17 protein-coding genes are annotated in these 19,788 nt (G+C 32.7%); 3 read left to right on the top strand and 14 right to left on the bottom strand.

Translation table 11 applies throughout. The features are described from left to right. Nucleotides 1-5: 5 nt before the first annotated feature. The 5 genes from ACTSKG_RS09555 to ACTSKG_RS09575 form a co-directional block, all read right to left on the bottom strand. Nucleotides 6-1,229 (bottom strand): phosphorylase family protein, encoded by a 1,224-nt coding sequence (locus ACTSKG_RS09555; protein ID WP_464754371.1) that lies wholly within the window; start codon nt 1,227-1,229, stop codon nt 6-8. After that, the gene (locus ACTSKG_RS09560; protein WP_464754372.1) at nt 1,222-1,683 is read right to left on the bottom strand and encodes a response regulator; all 462 of its coding nucleotides are present in this window, start codon (nt 1,681-1,683) and stop codon (nt 1,222-1,224) included. The genes ACTSKG_RS09555 and ACTSKG_RS09560 overlap by 8 nt, the downstream gene beginning before the upstream one ends. After that, nucleotides 1,680-5,081, bottom strand: a complete 3,402-nt coding sequence (locus ACTSKG_RS09565) for a hypothetical protein (protein WP_464754373.1) — start codon at nt 5,079-5,081, stop codon at nt 1,680-1,682. The genes ACTSKG_RS09560 and ACTSKG_RS09565 overlap by 4 nt, the downstream gene beginning before the upstream one ends. 99 nt (nt 5,082-5,180) lie before the next feature. Further along, nucleotides 5,181-7,373 carry a DNA topoisomerase III gene (locus ACTSKG_RS09570; protein ID WP_464754374.1) on the bottom strand — a complete coding sequence of 731 codons (2,193 nt, stop codon included), beginning with the start codon at nt 7,371-7,373 and terminating at the stop codon, nt 5,181-5,183. Nucleotides 7,374-7,894: 521 nt separating this feature from the next. Next, the gene (locus tag ACTSKG_RS09575; RefSeq protein WP_464754375.1) at nt 7,895-8,287 is read right to left on the bottom strand and encodes a DoxX family protein; all 393 of its coding nucleotides are present in this window, start codon (nt 8,285-8,287) and stop codon (nt 7,895-7,897) included. A 236-nt stretch (nt 8,288-8,523) separates the two neighbouring features. Here ACTSKG_RS09575 and ACTSKG_RS09580 point away from each other — a divergent pair, with 236 nt between their 5' ends. Further along, nucleotides 8,524-9,054, top strand: a complete 531-nt coding sequence (locus ACTSKG_RS09580; protein WP_464754376.1) for a helix-turn-helix domain-containing protein — start codon at nt 8,524-8,526, stop codon at nt 9,052-9,054. Nucleotides 9,055-9,133: 79 nt separating this feature from the next. On the opposite strand, the gene ACTSKG_RS09585 is transcribed toward ACTSKG_RS09580, so the two are convergent. From ACTSKG_RS09585 to ACTSKG_RS09625, 9 genes are all read right to left on the bottom strand, one after another. Next, a complete protein-coding gene (locus tag ACTSKG_RS09585) occupies nt 9,134-10,225 on the bottom strand; it encodes an ABC transporter permease (protein WP_464754377.1) in 1,092 nt (363 codons plus the stop codon). Continuing rightward, entirely contained in the window at nt 10,222-11,451 is a 1,230-nt protein-coding gene (locus tag ACTSKG_RS09590) for an ABC transporter permease (protein WP_464758008.1), read from the bottom strand. The genes ACTSKG_RS09585 and ACTSKG_RS09590 overlap by 4 nt, the downstream gene beginning before the upstream one ends. Before the next feature lie 17 nt (nt 11,452-11,468). After that, complete coding sequence (locus tag ACTSKG_RS09595) at nt 11,469-12,401, bottom strand: ABC transporter ATP-binding protein (protein WP_464754378.1); 933 nt, start codon at nt 12,399-12,401, stop codon at nt 11,469-11,471. Between the two features lie 465 nt (nt 12,402-12,866). Next, nucleotides 12,867-13,502, bottom strand: coding sequence for a response regulator transcription factor (locus ACTSKG_RS09600; RefSeq protein ID WP_464754379.1), 636 nt, complete (start codon nt 13,500-13,502; stop codon nt 12,867-12,869). A gap of 2 nt (nt 13,503-13,504) precedes the next feature. Next, nucleotides 13,505-14,593 (bottom strand): sensor histidine kinase, encoded by a 1,089-nt coding sequence (locus ACTSKG_RS09605; RefSeq protein ID WP_464754380.1) that lies wholly within the window; start codon nt 14,591-14,593, stop codon nt 13,505-13,507. Nucleotides 14,594-14,973: 380 nt separating this feature from the next. Beyond that, a complete protein-coding gene (locus tag ACTSKG_RS09610) occupies nt 14,974-16,284 on the bottom strand; it encodes a DUF4179 domain-containing protein (protein WP_464754381.1) in 1,311 nt (436 codons plus the stop codon). Further along, nucleotides 16,277-16,792, bottom strand: a complete 516-nt coding sequence (locus ACTSKG_RS09615) for a sigma-70 family RNA polymerase sigma factor (RefSeq protein ID WP_464754382.1) — start codon at nt 16,790-16,792, stop codon at nt 16,277-16,279. The genes ACTSKG_RS09610 and ACTSKG_RS09615 overlap by 8 nt, the downstream gene beginning before the upstream one ends. Nucleotides 16,793-16,904: 112 nt before the next feature. After that, nucleotides 16,905-17,468 (bottom strand): NADPH-dependent FMN reductase, encoded by a 564-nt coding sequence (locus ACTSKG_RS09620; RefSeq protein ID WP_464754383.1) that lies wholly within the window; start codon nt 17,466-17,468, stop codon nt 16,905-16,907. 186 nt (nt 17,469-17,654) lie between these two features. Next, nucleotides 17,655-18,413: an NAD(P)H-binding protein gene (locus ACTSKG_RS09625; protein WP_464754384.1), complete on the bottom strand. Its 759-nt coding sequence runs from the start codon at nt 18,411-18,413 to the stop codon at nt 17,655-17,657. 111 nt (nt 18,414-18,524) lie between these two features. On the opposite strand from ACTSKG_RS09625, the gene ACTSKG_RS09630 reads away from it, so the two are divergent. Next, entirely contained in the window at nt 18,525-19,529 is a 1,005-nt protein-coding gene (locus ACTSKG_RS09630) for a hypothetical protein (RefSeq protein WP_464754385.1), read from the top strand. Between the two features lie 47 nt (nt 19,530-19,576). Next, entirely contained in the window at nt 19,577-19,759 is a 183-nt protein-coding gene (locus ACTSKG_RS09635; RefSeq protein ID WP_464754386.1) for an SE1832 family protein, read from the top strand. Nucleotides 19,760-19,788 lie beyond the last annotated feature (29 nt).

Consider the following 19,788-nt stretch of genomic DNA (forward strand, 5'->3'; position numbering starts at 1 on the left):
ACCCTCTATTCGAATTCAAGATAGTCTGTAATTAATTTGAAAATAAATTTAGCACTCGTATAAGCTGCAAAGTCACTAGCATGGTCATCTTTTGATTGATCAGCCTTATCACTAATAGATTTTACAGCCAAAGGCTCTGGTTGAGGTGATAATGAATGCTTAGCAGCATACATAAATCCAAATACCTCCATATCGACAGCAATAATTTTTCTATGTTGTGTTTTAATTTCTTTTTTCTTAGCATCTGTTGCAATAACCGCTGAACCAGAAACTAAGGGTCCGATATGAATTGATAATTTGTTTTCAAATCTTTTTGAAGTATAGTTAGAAACTACTTCTTCTAAAAATGATTCATTTGTCTTAATCCTATTTGTATAATTTAATAAGTTTATAGGTGCTCTTAATTGATATGGACTATCCTTAAAAATGGTTTCTCCATTTTCCTCAGCAAATTTACCATCACCATAATCCCAACAAGGATCCCCCACTATAATGTCTCCGAAATTTAAACTGTCTTCAATTGCACCCGCGATTCCTGACATAAAAATATACTTCGGTCTAAAATGATTTATTAACTTGGTAGTTGCTACTGCAGTAGCACTCATTCCCATCTGTTCACAACTAACAGCAACAATTTTCACTATATAACCTTCTTGGTTTTTAACACTTCCTAGTTTATATATCAAATTGTCATTAGCAATATTGAAATCAACCCATCTTCCACCTAATTTCAAAATATTTTCTAGCTCTATTTTTTCTAAAGCACAAACAATTCCGACATCATAATGAAAATTTGAATTAAATGAGTTAATTTTAGATGCCATTAAATAATTTACTTTGTTTGTTAATTTTTTTTCCCAGGCATCAGATTTAATATCAAATTTAATGAGGGTGTGTAATTGTTCTTCAAATAATTCATGATAATCTTCTATAAGATTATCGAATTCCGAGAGACCAATAATGTAATTAGGTGTTTGATACCTATTTGGGTTACTTAATAAATTTAAGATTTGCAACCCTCCATCTGTTAAAGGAGGATCTCCTAATCTTTCAGGCAACTGTACATCTAGGATTAAAATATCATATTTTTGTGCCCTCAATTTCCTCTTACCTTCTACAATATCCGATACTATTTCTATGTCATTTACCACAATACTTGCTCTATCTAAACACTCTCGAATTTTCCCTATTTTTTCTGGCTTATCGTCTATTATTAATATCTTAATCACTCTGATAGTCTAGTCCTATATTATTTTTTAATAAATCTATAAGTTCTTTTTTCCAAGAATTATTAGTTGTGTTGTAATAAATTGTATCAATGTAGTTTGAATAATTTTTTTCTTTTATAGAATTTTTGAGTTGATTCAAAGACAATCCTTTTTCAAATCTTTCATACTGTGTTATTACAATAGTTGGTATTTCTATTTTTCTTCTCGATAACTGTCTTAATATTTCCTCACCAGCAAATGACATTGGTTTACCGCCTAATTCGTCAATAGTGATTTCAAATGTGGGTAAACTCATATCTAACAATAATAAGTCATACTTTTTCTGAAGAATAGTTCTCAATCCATGGTTATAAGAAGTTTCTATATCTGTACTTACATGAATGAAATTTTCCCGCAAAAAAGTAATAATTTGTTCTGCTTTCTTTTCATCATCTTCAATTAATAGAATTTTCATATTAATAACCTCTCTAATTCAAGTTTAATATCTACCTGGAATTTTTTGTCGTAAATATTAAAATCCATTTCACCTGAACTTTCAAGATCAATTTTTATTAACTTAGAAAGTTTTGGTAAACCAGATCCTCCTTCTGTACTTATTAAATCCTGATTTTCTATTGTTAATTTTTCTTTTGCTTCATGAATATTCTTCATTCTTGTTTTCAAATCAATTTTTTCAAAATCAAGTTCATTAACGACTTTTAGCATCAAATACCCGTCTTCAACACTGGATTCCACTATAATATTAATTTCCGTTAATCCACTACGTTTCATAGCATTATCAAAAAGAATTGTGAATAGGTGTACAAATGAATTTAAATACCTCCCTTTGAAAGTTAACGCTACATCATTACTTTGAATATTGCTTTTCAAAATATTACTATTCATATTTTTTGATGCTTGAAAAGCTATATCAATAGGAAGATGTAAATTGAAACTCTCTGTTTCTAAATTCTTATTTCTTGTAAACCAAGAAATCATAATATCAATATCTCTATTAGTTCGTATTTTTACGTCTTTAATTTTACTATTTAAATCTTCTAAATTAAACTGACTCGCGAAAAAATCTAAGTTATACAACAGTTCTTCGAAATAGGAATTAATTTCTGCCTTAAATTTACTTTCTAAATAAGATCGAATTATATTTAGATTTCTTTCTGTAATATCCCATAAGTGACCTATTACATAATCTATAAAGCTCTCTAATGTCAGATCTTTTGATTGTACGACTTCCATATACAACGTTCTTAATATAGATTCATTTAAACAATAGTCAAATAAACCTTTTGAGTTTAGATTTTCTTCTGTTTTAATCTGAATGTATTCGTCCTTTAATTCAAAAATTTTAGAATCATAACTTTGAGAAAATATATCTAGTTTTTCTTGTATTGCATTTTTATCTTTATCTTCACACCCAATTTTTTCCAACCAATAAGTATTTTCATTATAAGTATTCGATTCAGAATCTATTTGTGTGATAATTTTAGCTTTCTCTAACTCTCGTCTTAACTGTCCAACCAAGGATCCATGACGAATACCTACACTTAAATAACCATTCAGACCATATTGTTTGCTGTATACAAATTCATCTCTAATATTTGTAATTAAGGAAATAAATAATCCCCATTTTTCATTTACAACTATTGCAACTTTTTTCGATTCATTAAATCCTGATAGATAAATGATAGTTGCCTTGTTATCTACACTATTTAAATTATCTAAATTTACAAATCTAGAAAAATCCTCTGATAATATTTTCATTAAGGTCTTCTTTATTCCAAATTCATCTACATATATCTTATTGCTATCAACTACTCTAGTTACCTTTTTTAAGGTCATTTTTTTAGTAATCTCTTGAATTTCTTCATCGTATTGATTTTCATTAGATGAATCAAGTTCTTTTAGCATAGTACAAATTTGAATTCTTTCTTTTTCAACTTCCGAATGATTAACAAATTCTACTGATTTTGACATTATTTCGATTGAACAAATATTTTTTAAAAAGAAGATGAACTTTTTGGAATCAAATTTATCTTTAATCTCATAAAGTTGAGTAGGTTTAAGAAAGTTATGTTCGTATAGGAAATCTTCATAAATATCCGTAAGTAAGTAATCTTTATCATTACTAATATTTTTAGAATAATAATAATACATAATAGGTACATCAATCTTCTCTTTTCTGTAACTGTGAGAGTCTAATAAATTAATAATATTTTTAAATGCATCATCAGAAATAATATGGATATTATTTAAATAATGCTCTGCAATAATTTTTATCGCTTTATTAAAAGTAAGAGTATTAATATAACATTTCACTAATAAAGAATTTAATTCAAATCGGTTAGTACTTTCAGTTTCTTGTATTAGTGACTCATAATATCTTGTGGCATCTGAATAGTTATTATTACTAAAATTAATCATACCTAAAAATTTAAATTCTCGTTCTTTTGGAAGATTAAGTCGTTTTATTCCTTCTAGTTCATTATTAATAAAGACCTTATGTAATGCTAGAGTAGGGGAAGTTTCAAAATCATGTTTAAGCGAGTTTAAAAGGTTTAAAGCATCACCTTTTGTATAAACTTTTGATAGTATATGAGGCTTAACTAACAATGAAAGTCTGGCGCCTATTCTACTGAGCTGATAATTTAATACGGTTTCTGTAAAATCTATTGATTGTAAAGTAATTAAAAACAATTTCCATGTCCAATATTCTGTAGAATATTCATAGCAAATTTTTAACAAGGGTTGAATTTTAAGAGAAGTGTTTGATTTATTGACATGGAATTTATATAGATTGGATAATATAGATCCTTGTAAAGTTTTAGAATCTAAACTAATATCAACATTTAAATAAATGCATGATTTAACATAGATTTCATAAAGTTCTACGTATGAAGAATTATAGAGAAAAAATTCTTCACATTTTAATTTAACTTTTTCATATTTACCTAATGAATAATCATCCAAAATTTTTAATGCTTCAATATCTGTAGAACTCGGCCTTAAATTTATTAAATTTCTAAAAAGTTTTTTAAATTCTATATCTTCTATTTTCTCCATATTATTTAGGATAATTTTCAAGACTTCTATATTAAGTTCTTCTTTTTCAACAGTTGAGAAGATAATTTTTATGAATTCTATATATCTATCTATTAAAGGTAAAAACTTATCCATGTTCAATTTAAAGAGTTCATTAGTATGGTTCTTATCTAAAAAGCTCAATTTATTTGAAAGATAACTTTTTCCTACCGCATCAGGATTCCCTTCAAATAAATCATCTAGATATTGTTTTAATTCTAATTCAAATTTTTCAGTAGAAACAGATTCCTCTATCTCCATGCTTTTAAAACTGAAAATAACCTTAATTATTTCTGATATACTATCGTTACCTAGTATTTCTTGAACATACTTTTTTTGAGCAGTTAAGCCACCTAATTTTTGATATATTTTCATTTTGTTTTCTATTAACCATATAGATAAACCCAGTTCCTTTTCTATATCTTCTAAAACAGTGATTGCCTCTTGCCATTGAGAATTAAATATCAAATTATTATATTGCTCTCTTAGTTTTATAAAAAGGTTAATTTCTTTTGAGTAATACTTAATAATGCAAGATAACCAAACCATTTCCTTTTCCAAATCAAAAAAATGATTTTTTATTGACCAATTCAAATCTTCATATTTAGAAGGGAATACTCTGCCTTCTAAATAAATACTAAGATTTCGGATTTTCTTAAGACTAAAATACAAATTTGATAAATTATCTACTGACATGTTACTTTTCATTGATAGTATAGCGTCATATGGATTTCTATATTTCATCAGTTGTTTTTTATAAATTTTCTCAGTATTCATTCAAAACACCTCCGATTTTCAAATTATAAAATATAGTATTAATTTATTGATAATGAAAAAAACATTAAAAATCCACTTTATATCTAATTTTAAAATTATCTATTCTTCTAAGTTGAAGTTTTTCAATAAATCTGCAAATGCATTATTAATTGGTTCAGCTTCTTTTTCTTGCTGTTTTATATATTTTTGAACACTACGTTTATCTACTTTACCACCTGACTCTTTTTTACGTCTTGCTTCAAATGCTGATAGTTTCTCCCGATAGCCACATTTACAAGTAAAGATTTGACCTTCCCCTTCACCACGCAGTTCTAGCTTCTTTTTACATTGCGGGCAGCGAGCATTCGTTACACGCGCCACATTTTTACGGTGACCACATTCACGATCTTGGCACACAAGCATTTTTCCTTTTTTCCCGTTTACTTCAAGCATTGGTTTTCCACAGTCTGGGCAAGATTTAGTGGATATGTTGTCGTGTTTATATTTCTTATTACTGCTTTTAATTTCAGAAACGATTTCTTTCGTATACTTCTTCATCTCTGCAATGAAAACCTCTTTTTTCAATTTGCCTTTTGCAATCGCTTCAAGCTTTTGTTCCCATTCCCCAGTAAGTGTGGGGGATTTTAGTTCTTCGGGTACTAAATCAAGCAACTGGCGACCTTTAGATGTGATATGAATGTCTTTGCCACGCTTCTCAATTAAAAATGAGTTGAATAGCTTATCGATGATGTCAGCACGAGTTGCTACCGTACCTAATCCACCAGTAGATTTTAAAGTGTCTGCGAGCTGTTTATTTTGCGTTTCCATATACTTTGTAGGATTTTCCATTGCAGTTAGTAAAGTTGCTTCATTAAAGCGCGCAGGTGGCTTTGTTTGGCCAGACGTTTGAGCGATTAGTTTCATTTTTAATGAATCACCTTTTTCGATTCGAGGTAAAATCTGTTCTTTTAAATCATCCGTTGTATCATCATCTTCAAAGTGATTTTGATATACCTCTTTCCAACCATTCGCTAAAATCGTTTTTCCTCTAGCTACAAAGTTCTCATCACCAATTTTCGCACGCAACGTTAATTGCTCATATTCAAATGCTGGGAATAGAACAGATAGGAAACGTTTTACAACTAAATCATAAATTTTGCGTTCTTTATCGTTGAAGGCAGAGAAATTTACATAACCCTCAGTCGGTATAATAGCATGGTGATCGGAAACCTTACTGTCATCTACAAATGATTTAGAAACTTTAATCGGCTTATTTAAGACTTTATTTGCTAATAGTCGATATTCACCTACCCCACAAGCTTTTAAACGCTCAGGTAGAGTGCTAACAATGTCTGATGAGATGAAGCGTGAATCTGTACGAGGATATGTTAATACTTTGTGTTGCTCATACAGTTTTTGCATGATGTTCAATGTTTCCTTTGCAGAATAACTAAAGATTTTATTGGCATCACGTTGTAACTCGGTTAAATCATATAGACCAGGAGCAAATGACTTCTTCGGCTTTTTCTCAATTTCCGTTACTGTAGCGTTTCCTTTACCAAGATTTTTCACGATTGCATCTATTTTTTCTTTTTCGAAGTTACGACCATTTCCTTTTGCATCTTGCCAAGTAAGCTTTAAATTATCTTCTGTTTGCGCTTCAATTCCATAGTAAGTTTGCGCTTTGAATTGCTTAATTTCATCTTCACGCTTGGCAATAATCGCCACTACCGGAGTCTGAACTCTTCCACAATTTAACTGTGCGTTGAATTTTGTAGATAGTGCACGACTGGCATTCAGACCTATATACCAATCTGCCTCGGAACGAGCTACTGCAGATGCGTAAAGGTTTTCATACGCTTTTCCTGGCTTTAAGTTGGCAAAACCATCTTTAATCGCTTTATCTGTTACAGATGAAATCCATAAGCGTTTAATCGGCTTATTTATTTTAGCTTTAGCAATAATCCAGCGAGCGACTAACTCACCCTCACGACCAGCATCCGTTGCGATAATAATTTCATTAATATCGCCACGAGTAAGTTGGGATTTCACAGCGTTATATTGCTTACCCGTTTGTTTAATAACTGTTAGTTTTAGGTTGTCTGGTAACATCGGTAAATCTTCTAAATTCCACGTTTTATATTTAATATCATAACTTTCTGGATCAGCTAATGTTACAAGATGCCCTAGAGCCCAAGTAACAACATAATCTTTGCCTTCTAAATACCCATTTCCTTTTTTATCACATTTAAGTACACGCGCAATATCGCGTGCAACAGATGGTTTTTCTGCTAATACTAAGTTTTTTGCCATACATAACATCCTTTCGTAAATCCATATGCTAAATATAGCATACAGTACACCATGCTGCCTTTCGTGTAGAAGACACGAAAGTTTTATATGAATGGATTGAACATATGCAAGCAGCTGGTTTTGGTAAAGAGTATTCACGTTTAGATTATCTTTTCTCTTACTAGTAGTGCTTCAATTTGTTTGCGTTTTCCTTCAAAGAATTGCGGTTTCTATTCTCCGTCCGATAAATTGCCATTTTTATTGGAAAATTGATTTATAGACACTTGCCCAGTTAAATAGCGTCCAAAAGCTGTTTGTCCTAGAAAATGTTGTCCCGAGAAAAACTATCTACTTTCAACGAATACCAAAAAAAATTCAGGTGGTAGATATAACTCAAAATAAACAAGAAGGGCCCTGAGAATAATTCATTAGCAAAAGCTTTGAAGAATTTGAGACTGTAGATTTATCAAGAAAAAAAAGAGTCTTCACGTCATTTTTTTTGACATGAAGGCTCTTTTTTATTTACTACATCATTCGCTTGTTTATTTAAAAATTGTTTCGTCAACTGACAAAAACTTGCTTCCGTTTATCATCAAAAATAGAGCAATTACTAAGAATGCTAGATCAAGCTCATAACCAGCCATATCAGCTGTACCTAAAAATCCGACAGCAAATTTTACTGTTACAATCGCACCAATCATTAATACGATAAATAATGCAGAAAATACTCGAGTTCCAATACCTAAAATAAGTGCAATGCCGCCTACTAATTCCAATGTAGCAACTACATATGCAAAGAAACCTAGAATCCCAATACTATCAAACCATCCTACAGTATTATCTATACCGCCTTGAAATTTTGCAAGTCCGTGTACAAAAAAGCTAATTCCTAACACAAGTCTTAATAATAATGTACTGATTCCTAATTTATCCATTACTCTTTCCTTCTTTCATTGTTATAGAATTTCTCAAAACAATATTCTCTTAGAAATATTTTATTCATATAAGTAAACTAAAAGTTCAAAAAAATTACCCATTGTATTCTTCTTTCAATAAAAAAGTTTTCTAATAGAAATATATGTTTCTTATAAGGTAACATCATTTTATAGATAACGTCAATATATTTGTGTTACGATAATATTTACAAAATACAATTTAGGGAGAGATAAACGTGGAAATCGGCTCGAAAATCAGAGATATACGCAAACGAAAGAAAATAACTATTGCGCAAATGAGCGAACAAATAGGGCTATCAAAAGGATTCATTAGTAACATCGAAAACGATAATACTTCCCCTTCTCTCAATACGCTACAAACAATTGCGGTCTATTTGGACGTTCCGTTGCCTTATTTACTTCTTGAAAAAAAACAACATATGAAAGTAGTAAGGAAGTCCGAGCGAGTGTATACAACATTTAATGATATTAAAATAGAACATCTTACTTCTCAAAGTGGATTACGAATGATGCATGTTGAATTGCTTCCTGGCGCATCAACTGGAGAAGCTATTGCGCACGAAGGAGAAGAATGCCATATCGTACTTAAGGGCACCGTTCTTGCAGAACAAGGAGAAGACTCCGTAATCGCTCACGCGGGAGACTCATTTAGCTGGAATGCCTGTGTCCCCCATTTTGTTAAAAACATCGGGGAAGACGATGCCGTCTTACTAATTGCAGTCTATAAGGAAGATAGTCAACTATGACAAAACGCTCAAACTCTGTGGTAATGCTAGAAAAGGGTGATTTGAAAGCCGCTTTTTTTCGCTTTCAATCACCCTCTTTTTACGTATTTCTTTTCTCTATAACATTTATACCAATTCCCATCATGATAACTGCCATCAAGAGAAGGATGCTCATTGGTTCAAGTAGCTCACCATATGAATAGCCATTCACTGTTGATCCATTTAATAGTTGCATGCCATAATTTACAGGTGTGATTTTTGCAAAAAATAGCATTACTTTTGAAGTTACAATATCTAATGGCCAATAAGCCCCGCCAAGCATTGCAAGTGGTGTTGCTATGATTGTCAAATAGGACATATACTTTCTTGGTGTTCCTGCTAATGATGCCAGTAAAATGCAAAGTGCTACAATGGCAATAACGTATGGAATTAAAACGATGAGTGTCTTCGTAAAGCCCCCATAAAAATCCACTCCTACGACATAACGAAATGTACAAAAGATAATGAATATTTGTGCATACCCAATTATAAAACTGAATAGTAAATTTCCTGCATACATTTCCCATTTGTAAACTGAAGATAATATTAGTCGATCCCAAATACGATTTTGTTTCTCCTCCATAATAGGGTATACATTACCTCCTATTGTATAAATAACGAAAAAGAGTGAAAAACCAAAAATGCTATGCAACCTGCCATCATAAATTTTTTCCTTGTCATTTTTAAAGTTAGACTGCTTCACATTAAAGAATGGGCTTTCTTCCGCTTGCTTTAACAGTGCTTCTACTTTAGCTGGTTTATCTGTTTGTGCTAATACACTTTCATCCTGTAGTTTTTTTGCGTATACAAGTCTAAGTTCGTTTTCAATCAGTGGTATATTCGTTTCATCCGAGGAGTGAATGATTGTAAACCCTTTTTCTAATAGCTCCACTGCTGCAACAGCTCGACCTCCTCTTACTTCATTTTCTGCATCTTCTTTTGTACTTTTTACAAACGAAAAACTTTCTGATTCATTAAGATGTCCTAATAGTTCCTCTGTGTTAGTAAGTGTTGTATACACTGGAATTTCAATCTTTCCTTGTCCACCGAGTCCGACAGTATAGGCAAAAATTATACTAATAGCAGTCATAATAATAAATGTTGCTGGTTTCCTAAAAAACAATTGTAATTTTGCTAAGATAATACCAATCATGCTACTCCCCCCTTTTTTGGAAATAGCGATATAGAAATGCTTAATAAAACAATAGCTAAGATTGCTAGTACATATAAATGACTACTTATTTCTTTCAAACTATCCCCTTGCATTAATTTTAAATAGGCAGACATCGCAGCTCCATTTGGTGTTAGATTTCCAGCGATATTAAAGAAGTCTGAGAAACCACTCACTTGAAAAAAACTTCCTCCTAAAAATGCAAGCATCGAAGCAAACATAGATTGAAATAATCTAGAAGCATTCAACGAACCTACGCGATAGTTAATAGAAGTTAACAAAGTAGCAATAGCACCGATAACTAAGCTAAGCATGAACGTTATTAACAAAAATACTGAAAGTGTCGGGAACTTTACCCCGTAAACTAAGTATGCACCACCAAATAAAATCAATAGCTGTGCAATTACTAACACCACTGTCGATGCAAAAACACTTAATAAATAAGTCCAGCGTGATACATTTGCAAGCAAAATTCGGTCAAATAAATATAATTGCTTTTCACCAAAGGCCACTGTAGATGCTTTAACTGCAGCGAACAGTACGAACATAACACTCATGCCAATTGTGTAATACGCACTTGCATCAACAGGTTTGTGGTTATCGATTGTTTGAATATCAGAAATAATATCCACATTTACCGGTTCTACTAATAAATTATTTTTCCCAAGAAGCACCATTCTCGAATACTGTTGTTGAAATGAATCAATTAAGCTTTGTACTACACTAGCTGATAAACTTTTTGTTTCGTTCGAATACAGTATTAGTTCGGGTTTCTTTTGATTTTCTAGAAAAATTGCTTTGATTGTATTCAAGGTAAAATGCTCTGGCACTTCAATGATAGCAGCATAAACATCATCTTTTTTGGATTCCTCTAATTTATCTGGACTAATTACATCCAATGTGACAAACGATTTTACTTCTTCACTGTTAAATAATTGTTCTTTTAATATATGAAGTGGTAATAAAGAATTAATATTTGGTATTTCTCCAAACTGCTTTTCAATATCTCTTAACTCTTGCTGTTCACTCGTATGCTCAACAATCCCTACTTTCAAACTTAGAGGAGGTCCGTCTTCACCATCCATTATTGAACCAAGTGCAAATCCTAAAATACTAATAAGAACAAATGGCATTAATAATAAAATAAGCAACTCTTGTGGCGAACGAAGAAACAAGAGAAACTGCTTTTTCATAAAAGCATTAAACATTTTCACTCGCTCCCCTCTTAGTTTCGTAGTGCTTTTCCGGTTAAATGAAGGAACACATCCTCTAAACTTGGTGCATCCACATCCACGCTTACTAATACTGCTCCAGTTTGCTCAGATAAAGATAATAATTTAGGAAATAAATTCACGTCTTTCGCAACGGTCACAGAAATCGTCTCACCCTTTTCCTGAAGTTGTGAAATAACAGTTTCAAGTTTTAACCCTTCAACAAATTCCGGTACAGCACGCTCAAGCTTTATTCGAATCGTTTTTTCAGAGGATAAAATATTTTTTATCTCCTCTTTACTTCCAGAAGCGATGACATGACCCGAGTCCATAATATAAATGCGGTCACACAGATATTCGACTTCTTCCATATAATGACTCGTATATAAAATAGACATTTTCTTTTCTTTATTCAACAGCTTCACAGTTTCCAATATATAATTTCTAGATTGTGGATCTATTCCGACTGTCGGTTCATCCATTATTAGAAATTGAGGTTCGTGTAATAATGCAGCACCAATATTAAGACGCCGTTTCATGCCTCCAGAATAATGCTTCACAAGCTTTTTAGGTTGATCCTGTAAGCCAATTTGCTCAAGTACTTCTTCAATTCGTGCATTTAGTTGGGCTTTCGGCATTTTATGAATGCGACCAAAAAACTTTAGATTTTCACGTGCTGTTAACTCTTCATATAAGGCGATTTCTTGTGGAACCACCCCAAGTATTTTTCGCAAATCATTTGGGTGTTGCAACGCACTTTTATTATCAATTCTCACATCTCCACTTGAAGATGGTATGAGTGTAGAAATCATTGCAATTGCCGTAGATTTCCCTGCACCATTTGGGCCAAGCAACCCTACAATCTCCCCTCTCTCAACATAGAGACTAAGATTATCAACCGCTTTTACTTTTTTATACATTTTAGATAACTCTACAGCTTCTAACATATCGATCGCTCCCTTCCCCATTACTATATGATAATTTACGATAACTCCCATCTATCTGAAGTCATTTCTACACATGACCTCCGTCACTAAATTTAAAATGGGCTTCTTAATTGGTCGCAAATAGTTATGTAACACACAACATATTAGTTACGCGCAACATTATCGGCCGTATTCGCAATATAGGATGAGCTACTCGCAACATTTTGCTAATTACTCACAACTTGAATTGACTTATTACAAAAAATGTGCGAATCGCAAGGTAGGAGCCTCTAATCGCAAGGTAGTTGCTACGAATCGCAAGATCCATCATTCAAATCGCAAAGTACACATTCCAAATCGCAAGATTGTCTCTGAGAATCGCAAGATAAGTTTCCAAATTTACTTATGCCCAATTGAAAGTGCTTAAATCTGACCTCTCGTCATAAAAAAGGAGTTGCCCCAAAGACAATTTTGGGACAACTCCTATTAAACGAAGCTATTTTTCACTGCGTAAATCGCAAGCTGGGTACGATCACGAAGTTCGAGCTGTTGTAAAATATGCGTAATGTGATTTTTTACTGTACCAATGGATAGAAACAGTACCTCGGCTATTTCTTTATTCGTCCTACCTTCTCCTACTAGTTTTAAAATATCAATTTCTCTACCTGTTAAAGTATGCTTGACTATTGGTTCATTGTTTTTTTTCAAGAGACGAGGCATCATTTTAGCTGCAACTTCTTCATTTAACACAAGACCGCCATTTGAAATACTATGAATGGCTGCTATAAGCTTCGTGGGTTCTGCCGTTTTTAACATAAAGCCACTCGCACCATCTTTTAACGTTTCAATTGCATATTCGTCATCATCAAAGGTGGTTAGTATCAAAATTTTAACTTGAGGCCAGCGCTCCTTTATTCGTTTGGTTGCCTCTACTCCGTTCATCTCAGGCATTCGAATATCAAGTAATACAATATCAACCGCATTTCGTTCAAGTGCGAAAATTGCTTCTTTTCCATTACTTGCTTCTGCAACAACCGAAAAGTCCTCGTCTAGATCTATCATCATACGCAAGCCTTGTCTTACAATCGCTTGATCCTCTACTATTAAAACCTTTTTTGGCATCCTCAATTCTCCTTTACAGGAAATGATCCTTCAATTTGGAAGTGTTCCTCTGTTCGTAAAATTCGTAGTTCTCCTCCTAGTTCTTCTACTCTTGCTTTCATATTCGTTAATCCAAATCCTAATACAATTGGAATACTACTGGATATTTTATTGTTTACTAAAAATTGTAATGACCCTGTAGATGTTTGTCTAAGCGTCACTTCCACTTCCCGTGACGCACCATGTTTCATCGCATTTGTTAGTGCCTCTTGAAGCACACGGTATAATGTAATACTTTGTGTATTGGTAAGTGGGATAGATAGAGCGCCCTTTTCTGTAATAAAGCGAACGAGTAGATGACTTTCGGATTCTAGCTTACGAATAAGTAGGAGCACTGATTGTATACCTGTTATTTCTTCTTGCTTTAACTGATGAACAGCATGCCTTGTTTCTTCTAAACTATCTTTTGCTAGCTTTTTTAATTCGACAACATTGGCATAGTTTCCTGTCATCGAATCCATTTCTAACTGCATTAAAAGTGCAGTTAGTTTATGTCCAACAGAATCATGAATATCTCTTGCAACACGCGTTCGTTCTTCTAATCGGACAACTTCTTCCTGCTGTAAAGAGGTACGTTTTAAACTACGATACTCTCCAAGTAGTTCTTCATATAGATCACGCTTCTCATTTTTCTCATTAATATAGCGATTGAGGAATAAACAGGCAATGCCGAACAAAACAAATAACGCACTAATTGCATAAGATGTATGTGTGTATATTAAACTCGTAAGTACAAAAACGAATAATACACTAACAAGCAACCACAATTGTCGTTCCTGCAAATAAAATGCACCTTCTAGTAGACTTAGTGCAATTAGAGGTACTATATATTCAAAACTAGAAGTCCAATACAGCGTAGAAAAAAGGATCAACTGACCTAACAAATAAAGAACAAGCGGCTTTTTTACAACTGGAATAAAAAAATGCACGGTTAACGATGTTGCAAAAAGTGAAATAATCAATGGTAAAGAAGAAGATTCATTATATGCAAAAAAGATGAAAAACAACCATAAAAACGTAAATGCACTAAAGCGAATCGCAAATTGTCTCATTCTAAATGCCCCTCAATAGATTAGTTATTTCTACAATAGCATTTTTTACTACTCATTAGGGATTGTTTTTTTTGACCTCTATTTGGTTGCGTTTGTGATTTTTTGACCATCACTAGACCTTACTACCAAATAAAAAGACTCAATAGTTGTTTATAACAACTTTTTGAGTCTTTTTTACTTTAGTAATGGGCTTTTATTGATTTAAGGCACTCCTACGGAAGCCTATCGCAGAATTGATTGCTCCTTTATGCAAATTGGTTGCTCTAGTGAATGAATTGGTTGTTTTCATTTATAAACTGGTTGCTCTCGATTGTGCATTGGTTGCTTTATCACTCCATTTGATCTCCCTTAGCCATTTAGTGGAAAACAAATACGCTACTTTATTTAATTTGAACAGAAACAGAGCCGTTTAAGTAATTGGGGTATGCAGAGAAATACAGTTTAATTGGATTTATAATGTTTTTAGAATCCAAGTTAATAGTTGTGTAATTATATTCTCCATCCCCATCTCCATGCATACTTTGTGATGGCGTATCGATTCTTTCTCCATTTGCATTTTTAGCATCTGTAAAAAGCTCATACATGTGATTTTCTTTTATTTGCGGGATTTTTACTTCAACCGAATTGTTGCTAATGTTCATAACTTCTAATTTCCCGTCTGCCGGTTTATTCAATATTTCTTTTTTCTCCATATCAATTAGTAAGTAGCTCTCCTCTTTAGGTAGCGCCTGCACTTTATCAAACTTAAAAAATAACTTTTTCGGTTGGTTAAAATAATTACTTTGTAGAAAGTAAGTTCTTTCTTTATTTTCTACTCCACCAAAACCAGTAGTTCCATTTTGAATAGAACTCCATATTTCACCGTTTTCATCTTCTATGCGCATATCTTCAAATTGTAAAATCTCCATCTCGTTTTGTTCATCAAATACTAACGCTACAGCCACTCGTAGCGGATAAACGGTAATTTCTTTCACCAACATCTTTTGACCATCCATCTCTACTTCTTGGTTTACTGAATAGACTTTCCCTTTTTTAATATCATTTTTAATAGTAAATGGAATATCGAAAGTCGTTTTCTTTTCATTCTCTAATTGAAGTTTTAATTCAAATTGCTTCGAAGTAAATTCCACGGCATCTCCAAATGTAAAACTAAAACGTTCCTCTATTCGTTTTGTTTTTTCACCACTATATCCAAATGAATAGGATGAATCTTCACTTAGATTTCTGTTTCCATTTAATACATCAATTTTTCCATATCGAATGTTTTCAATTGAAAACGGTGCTTCCAATGTATAAAAAATTTCCATTCCCGTTTCATCTAAAATAATTCCATCTATGGTGAAAGTTATATTATCTTTCACTTGGCTCACACCTATGGGCTCGTAATAATCATTTTCAATGATAGCTTCTATTCCTTTATCGAACTTAATAAGATCAACAAATCTTTCCATGCCTGGTATGGAGGCAATCGCACTTGCAAATGCAGGTGATACACGAATAGATGTCACTAGGGTGAGCATGAGGATAGCAGCAACTGAAAAAGTCCAAAGCGTATATTTTCGCTTTCTTTTTTTATTCTTAGCTTGGAGCAAGCCTTGTTGGATTGCATTCGTTATTTGTTGGTCAGGAATCTCGATTTGCTCTAATTGCTTTCTTGATTCATTTAACAACTCTTCTTCTTTTTCAAACATGATCTACATCTCCTTTCTCTGCCAGGAAATTTCTCAATGACTTCAGTGCCGTATGGAGCCTCGATTTGACGGTTCCTTCTGGAATTTTCTTTATTTCAGCGATATCTTGAATCTTCGTACCTTGGAAGTATTTCAGAAATATTAACTGTTGCTCTTCACTAGTCAGAGATGCTATAGCTTCTTCCAACTCCATATTAGAATCCATTGAATAGCCCGCCTCTTGCAGAACTTCATTCGAAATAAATCGCTTCTTCTTTTTCAACTGATCTTGGCAGTAATTCATCATTATTCGAATAAGCCAGGTTTTTATATATTTGGGCTCTTTTACGGTATGTATTTTTTGAAAAGCTCTATATGTTACTTCTTGCATTGCTTCAACTGCATCATGATCATTTTTTAAAAATGCAAAAGCTGTTCTATATAAATCTTCTTTATATAGTTGCATTAATTGTATAAAAGCCTGTTCATCCCTTTTTATTGCTTTAATTGTGATTTCAACTTCCTCCACCACATCACCCCATTTCGCTTACTGTTATACATTAGACATTCGAAATACGAAAAAGTTCATTTATTTTAAAATAAAAAAAGATGTCTCCAGCATTTTGGGGACATCCTCTAAATTAGTGCGTATCAATTGGCTCTTTGCAAAGCGTTTTGCTCATTTCTGCATATTGAACGAAAACACGAGCTAGTTCGCGAAGACGCTTATGCACATCTTCATCCACAATGATGTTGTTTCCATCAAAATGGCTCGTATGGGTGTATACATAGTTTGGTGTAACAAGGCATCGGAAATAGTCCAAAATTGGCTTGAGCTGATTTTCTATTACTAAGTGATGTTGATATGTCCCACCATTCGCCACGATAGATACCGGTTTATATCGCATTGTTTTCGGATGTAAAAAATCAAACATATTTTTCAATACTCCTGGAATAGATCCTTGGAAAATAGGTGTGGCGATAATATAACCATCTGCCTGCTCGAATTTACTTACTAGCAGTTTAATATCATCATTGTAATCATCAAACGGTCTTCCATCTACAAATTGATGTTCATAATTCGCCAAACTTACAATTTCCAACGTATAATTCATATTTAACGTTTCTATATAGTCTTTCACCTGTTCTAAAATGACACCTGTTTTTGTGCCGATAATCGTTCCATCTATAAGTAGAATCTTCATCATTTAAACCTCCTTTATCCGTCCCTAATTGTATCAAATAAATAGAATTATTTTAGACTTCAAGTTTCATTTTTTAAAAGTTCATCCTTTCGACGGAGAACTCATTCTTCATTTTTTCTATATATTAACAAACTTTTTAACTGATTAATGCAGAATATGCATTCTTTTTATTAGCTGTAAATAACTTCAATTGTCTATTTTTTCATTTTCTACGAATATATCTTTTCGCTTATCCCAATTAAACAATTCTTCACGTGCGATGGGTTGCTCATCCTCTTCAATAAAGGGCTTTGCATTTAAAATATCTAACGATTTATATATTGTTACTTTGTTTTTATTTACATAAACTGCAAAATGGTACATTGCATAAGATAATTGTTTTCCTTCAATAGAACGAAATCTTTTTAGAGATCCGAATAAAATAGGATTTAATAATTGATATACCCCTTCTGCAATACGTTCACCTAATCGAAATTCCTTTCTACCCCCAGTAAGTAATGTTGGTCGAAAAATTGAAAGTTTTGGAAGGTTTAAATCAATTAATTGCTGCTCCATCTGTCCTTTTATCCGACTATAAAAAAACGGAGATTTCTTACTGGAACCAGCAGCGGAAATGACGAGTATATGGTGTATCCCTCTTTTTTTGGCTAATGAAGCAATTTGTAGTGGATAAATTAAATCGACCTTTTCAAAATTTTCTTTGGTCCTTGCTTTCTTCATTGTAGTACCCAAACAACAAAAAAGATCATCTGCAATATCTAAATCCTTTTCTTCCAGCGTGTCAAAGTCTTTTATTTTCACTTCGAGTTTTGGATGTTTATAGGAAATATTATTTCTAGCAATTACAGAAACAGAGACATATTCATTACTTTCACATAGCTGCTTCACTAAAAAACTCCCAGTAAAACCCGTTGCACCAATAACAATAGCCGTTCTTTTTCCCATCTATATAGAACCTCCTCACTTTATATCTATCTCTTCCGCTATTCTAGTAGTCATAAGCACCTGTCCCTTTCCATACAATAAATAGAATATGTCAGGAAAGGAAGATGCAACTTGAAACTAGCTTATCTTTTAAATACATTTTCACACCGTGGATTATATCCTGCTGATAGAGCAAAAATGCTACTCCCAGCTTTAAAAGTTTCAGACTGTAAGGTTTTTGTGCCTAGTTCGAATATAAGCCTTATCGAATACTTAGAAACACAAAATATCACAGCCAATATATACAGAAACAATGGGCAACTTTTTGAAAAACTAAAACTATTTAACCCAGATTGCATTATTCACGATAATGGGAATTCCGAAAAAGATTTAATACGGCATTTAAAAACATTTAATTGCCCGCTTATTCATTTTGATGATCATGGTGATGGCAGCGCATTAGCTGATATTGTTTTTCAAGCATTATACGAAAATCCACAGGACCTATCTAAAGATAATTATGTATATGGACCTACTGGGTATATCCCAGCAAATAAAACGATTAGTAAAAATAATAACATGTTGCAGAATCCACCGCATATTGTTGTGGCCTTTCCTCATGAAGATCCTGAAAACTTAACTTACCGAACGTTAAGACATCTTGTGCAATTGCATATTCCCTTACAAATTAGCGTGGTCGTTGATAATTATTATAAACATGATATAAACGAGCTTAAAAGGTTCGCACTTACTCGAAAATCCATTAAAGTTATTTCCACTAAAGAACCTGAATCTTATATATACAATAGTGATATCGTCATAACTTCCGGTGCTTACACCCCTCTATTAGTTGCACAACAAAAAATTCCTTGCATTGTTCTTTGTGCACATGAGGAAGAAATAAATTTTGCATTTCCTCAAGAAGAAAATGGCTTTGCGAATTTAGGACTAGGGCGCAAGATAAAGCAGTCCTATCTACAAAATGCTGTGATGGAAATCATTTTGCATGATAATAGAAGAAACGCTTATATTCAAAAACAAAAACACTTTCAATTTAGTTCTAACTTAGAAGATGTGGTAAATCTTATTGAACAAACAATTGCCAATAAAAAAGAGGAAGAAGAAATCGTACGTTAGGAAACTTTTTATGCTACAATTATTCAAAAAGCTGAAGGTGACTTTTCATGACTAAAAACCAACTGCAAATGGAAATTGCTGAATTGAAAATGGACTATATCCGATTACAGGGTGATATGGAAAAATTAGAATCTAACGGATATCCTGCTCAATTAGAGAATGCCGAACGTAGACTAGCTAAAATGGAAGAAAACCTTGCAGAACTAAACAAACAACTCGCGGATTTGTAAATTTATCGCTTAAAGATTGAAGACTACTT

It is taken from the genome of Psychrobacillus syltrankelensis, assembly GCF_055454035.1.